The sequence below is a fragment of the Tissierella praeacuta genome, from assembly GCF_040396155.1.
GTDB classification, from domain to species: domain Bacteria; phylum Bacillota; class Clostridia; order Tissierellales; family Tissierellaceae; genus Tissierella; species Tissierella praeacuta_A.
In genome coordinates, this window is the sequence record NZ_JBEBOY010000088.1 from 1 (window position 1) to 4,037 (window position 4,037).

The window sequence follows — 4,037 nt, forward strand, 5'->3', positions numbered from 1 at the left end:
TGTTGGCGAAGCCATTTTGGATGAGGATTTTTAGCATTATCTCTTTTCATAAATATCAGCTGAATTCCTTTTTCAGTCTTTAAATCTGGAGATAAATACTTATTGATATACCCTCTATCACCTAGGATAGTTATATCTTTATAACTTTCAACTAACTCCCATACAGCTTCTCTATCATCAATATTAGCTGGAGTAAGGACGAAATCTGTAACATAACCATCTACTGCAGTAAGAACATGTAGCTTAAATCCATAGTAAGTCTCTTTCTTAGATGCACAATATCCATAAGCTGCATCAACCTTAAAGGATTTGTGAAAATATGCTCTACCAAACTTACATACAGTAATAGGAATACTATCTATAATCCTAACTGATTCATTTGGATATACTAGAATACAAGCAAGTTGTTTACGGATTTCATCAATCACTGCGTGTAAGGCCTTACGAGTTCTGTTAAATCTAGTTCTTTCACAGAATTTTGGGAACAAATCCTTTAGATTATTTCTGCAGAACCCCAACCAAGCTTTTTCTGAATCAATGGTGAGTAATTCACCAACTATACTAATGGTAATTATTTCACTATCACTTAGGATAGCATCCTTGATATTACGGCGTTCTTTAATATGTGTTGGAATAATCTCTTGGTAAATATCGTCAATTAATATATAAATGACTGTAATAAAGTCTTTTAAATCAGCAATTTCTTTGATAGAATATTTATTAGAAAACTCTAGCATATGTTATCCTCCTATCTTGATTGGTTGTCAATGATAGGTTAACATAATTGCTGGAGTTTTTATATTTGTAATTTTTAACTAGCACAACAAGTTAACTTATGATATTATTGAGCATCCTGCTGTTTATACAATAGAGGAAATGGACAATCTTTGCATTGATACCAATAACCAAGTAGTTAAAAACTTATTTGTACGGGATGATAAAAAGAAAAGATATTTTCTCATATCTGTGCAAAAAGATAAACGAGTTGATTTAAAGGAATTAAAGATAAAGCTAAATAGTAGACCTCTAAGATTTGCATCTGAGAGTGCATTATATGAAATTTTAGGATTGGACAAAGGTTCTGTCACACCATTTGGTGTATTAAATGATACAAGTTGTAAAGTTGAAGTTGTATTAGACAGTGATGTTCGGTATTTTCATCATATCGGTATTCATCCTAACGACAATACAGCAACAGTTTGGATAAAGCCTGAAGATTTGGAAGCAGTAATAAAAAAGCATGGGAACGCATTTTCCTATGTAGAAATCTAAGAGTATTTGATAGACTATGAGTAACACATATTTGTAAAATGAGCATTTTCTTTGATAAATTAGCTATAAGGTTAAGACGCATCATTATATCATTGTGTAATAAAGAGAAAATAGTATTGGTGTTTTATTTTGAATTACTAGGTCAGGGGGATAATATGATTTCATTTGATTTACTTAAGAATATGTGTATAGAACCTGATTATGGAAAGGCTTATTATAGACCTTTTATTTGTAACGGAGATTTGTCTAAAGTAGGTATTTTCTTTGTTGGCATTAATCCAGCTACTCCAATATTTCCTAGTGAAATGGATATAAATGAATATGTTGAATTACTTCTTAACTATGACAAATTTATTGATTATTATAGAACCAATCTAAACAAGAATGAAATATCTCGAACTCGTATAAGAATGAATTCATTTTTTTCTTGGTTATCAAATCATACAGAATGTGCAATTCTTGAAACTGATGTTATGCCATATCCAACAGTGAATTTGAAGGAACTAAAAAAGGAACCTAAATATGTAATAGATAAAGGTAAGGATATATTTTATGGTTTAGTGATGGAATTTAAACCTAGTTTATTAATTTTACATGGTAAGAAGACGGTGGAACATGTTAATGAAACATTTATAGAAAAAGGGTTAATTTTACCTAATGAGATAAATGCTGAACAATCTATAGAGGAAATGGAGCAACAATCTCCATTAATGACATTCAAATATGATAATGGAAAGATAGGAATTATTATGGCTTGTAGGCACTTTATGTACTATGGAAACAAGGGCGATTCATTTAAGTTATTTAGACAAAGAATTTTGAGGTACTTAATAGATTTTGATAATAAGATATTTTATTAATCTTGGTGTAAAGAATTAAACAGGCCAAATATTAAACATATTTATAGCTCAAGAGAAATATATCCTTTATAAGAAAACTTAAATCAAATAAAACTATAAATGCATTGGGATATAAAGGTCTTGATGCATTTGTTTTATTTAAATCCAAAATTAAATATAGAAAATGAAGAGGCGAAGTTTAGGTAAACTATAGACCAAATAAACTTCGCTCTTTTTTATGTCCAAAAATAGAAAGAGAGAACTGAGAATAATGTCAAAATTATTTATGTATGGTACATCCTTGGAAGGGATAGAACAACTGATGATGCTGGTTCCTAATTTCCAACCAAGGAGAAGTGGCATAGTTATTAACAATTATTTTAATTGTAAGGGAGGTGTTAAAGATTGTAATTGCAATGTTATCAATGTTAGTAATAGATGCAATGATTGTGGACACATTCATTCTAATATCCTATCCAATATGGATAAGGTGGGATACAAAAATTTGGTTAAAGAATGCTTTGGAAAAATAAAAAATCATTCATTGAAAAATAGGCTAAAACTTCTTACAAACAACTTCAAAGGAGAAATTTTTCTAAATCATAATCATAAAGAAAGATTCTATAATGCACTTCATAAACAAAATCTTGATATCTATGATATATCTCCTAGATATATTGTTATCCTTTTTCTCCTAACTGCTGATGATATGTTATGGAAAATATCAGAACATACAGTAATACCAAATGGATTTGATTTTAATAAAATTAATCTTAGAGAAACTAATACTTAAGGCTATACCCTGTATCAAACTGCAAAAACAATATCTACAGGAAAAGAATATATAAAAATTAATGAGATGGCGATGCAGATTTGATTGGTGATATGACATTTAGGGCAATCATTAACTCAGCATTAATCACAAGATATGGCAAAGATATATTTTTAATTACAAAATAGATTGGAGGGATAGAACTTGAATATTAAAATCAAAAGATCAAACAAAGAAAATGAAAAAACAAAGATTGTATGGTTTCCAATTGAAGAGGAAAGTTTGCATGAAAGATGTAATGAGCTTGGAATAGAAATGACTACAGAACTAAGCTGCTATATAGAAAATAGCATGGATAAAAATTTTCTAAGGATACTACCCGATAAAAATTGTAATATAGATGAGCGAAACTATTTAATGAAAAGGCTAGATGGATTTGGTCGAAGGGAAATAGAAAAGTTTTATGCTATAGCCTTATAACTGATTTTAATAACTTAGAAGCTATGGAAAAGATTTATACTTAAGCGAAAAACTTGCAGTAGCGATTAAAGAATTAGATGAACTTGATGGAGAATCCTATGCATTGGAAGTAATAAGAAGCAATCCTAGTTCTAGGATAAATCCTTACGGTGTCCTATATAAAAATAATAATAAACCAGAACAAGGCTATGATGGAAAACACTTCCTACTATATCAATGGCAAGAAACCATAGTAATACTTGAGATTTAGCAATTTTAAGAATGTTTTAGTAGGGAAAGTATTGATAATGTTATATAAAAGTTTCTTAATGGAAGTCGCTACAGATATATAAGGATTTAGATATGTTTATTACGCTAACATCAAATTATGGAAATTGTAAATATGTTAAAAAAACTTAATATATATAAAGCCAAAGCTTAACGAGTTTCGACATTGCATGTATGCTATATTACAATTGAGCTATTGCATCAGGAAACTAATAAAAAAGGAATCTCGCTTCCTTTTTTATTAGTTCTAGGAGGAAGATATGAAATATATTGTGTTTGCAAAGATTAGTTTAAACAAGCTTAAGCATTATAAAGTATTAAGTATAATGAATATATGTTTTGTTATTATAGGAATGGTGTTAGTATATAAGTATGGACACAAAAAGTTTAACACGATACAATAATTA

The 4,037-nt window shown here is 29.1% G+C and carries 7 protein-coding genes; 6 read left to right on the top strand and 1 reads right to left on the bottom strand.

The features are described 5' to 3' along the window. A partial coding sequence (locus tag ABWP20_RS18255; RefSeq protein WP_353097795.1) for an IS982 family transposase occupies positions 1-737 on the bottom strand: 737 nt, incomplete at its 3' end. Between the two features lie 106 nt (positions 738-843). On the opposite strand from ABWP20_RS18255, the gene ABWP20_RS18260 reads away from it, so the two are divergent. From ABWP20_RS18260 to ABWP20_RS18285, 6 genes are all read left to right on the top strand, one after another. Further along, positions 844-1,272, top strand: a complete 429-nt coding sequence (locus ABWP20_RS18260) for a prolyl-tRNA synthetase associated domain-containing protein (protein ID WP_503012557.1) — start codon at positions 844-846, stop codon at positions 1,270-1,272. Between the two features lie 155 nt (positions 1,273-1,427). Further along, a complete protein-coding gene (locus ABWP20_RS18265; RefSeq protein ID WP_353097796.1) occupies positions 1,428-2,132 on the top strand; it encodes a hypothetical protein in 705 nt (234 codons plus the stop codon). Positions 2,133-2,382: 250 nt separating this feature from the next. Further along, positions 2,383-2,904, top strand: coding sequence for a hypothetical protein (locus tag ABWP20_RS18270; protein WP_353097797.1), 522 nt, complete (start codon positions 2,383-2,385; stop codon positions 2,902-2,904). A 183-nt stretch (positions 2,905-3,087) separates the two neighbouring features. Further along, positions 3,088-3,363 carry a hypothetical protein gene (locus ABWP20_RS18275; protein WP_353097798.1) on the top strand — a complete coding sequence of 92 codons (276 nt, stop codon included), beginning with the start codon at positions 3,088-3,090 and terminating at the stop codon, positions 3,361-3,363. A gap of 103 nt (positions 3,364-3,466) precedes the next feature. After that, positions 3,467-3,613 carry a hypothetical protein gene (locus tag ABWP20_RS18280; RefSeq protein ID WP_353097799.1) on the top strand — a complete coding sequence of 49 codons (147 nt, stop codon included), beginning with the start codon at positions 3,467-3,469 and terminating at the stop codon, positions 3,611-3,613. Between the two features lie 277 nt (positions 3,614-3,890). Further along, positions 3,891-4,034, top strand: coding sequence for a hypothetical protein (locus ABWP20_RS18285; protein WP_353097800.1), 144 nt, complete (start codon positions 3,891-3,893; stop codon positions 4,032-4,034). The last annotated feature ends 3 nt before the right edge of the window (positions 4,035-4,037 follow it).

What these genes read in the sequence shown, in the direction of transcription:
- ABWP20_RS18265 (WP_353097796.1), top strand. Translation starts at nt 1,428, where the DNA reads ATGATTTCATTTGATTTACTTAAGAATATGTGTATAGAACCTGATTAT.
- ABWP20_RS18270 (WP_353097797.1), top strand. Translation starts at nt 2,383, where the DNA reads ATGTCAAAATTATTTATGTATGGTACATCCTTGGAAGGGATAGAACAA.
- ABWP20_RS18285 (WP_353097800.1), top strand. Translation starts at nt 3,891, where the DNA reads ATGAAATATATTGTGTTTGCAAAGATTAGTTTAAACAAGCTTAAGCAT.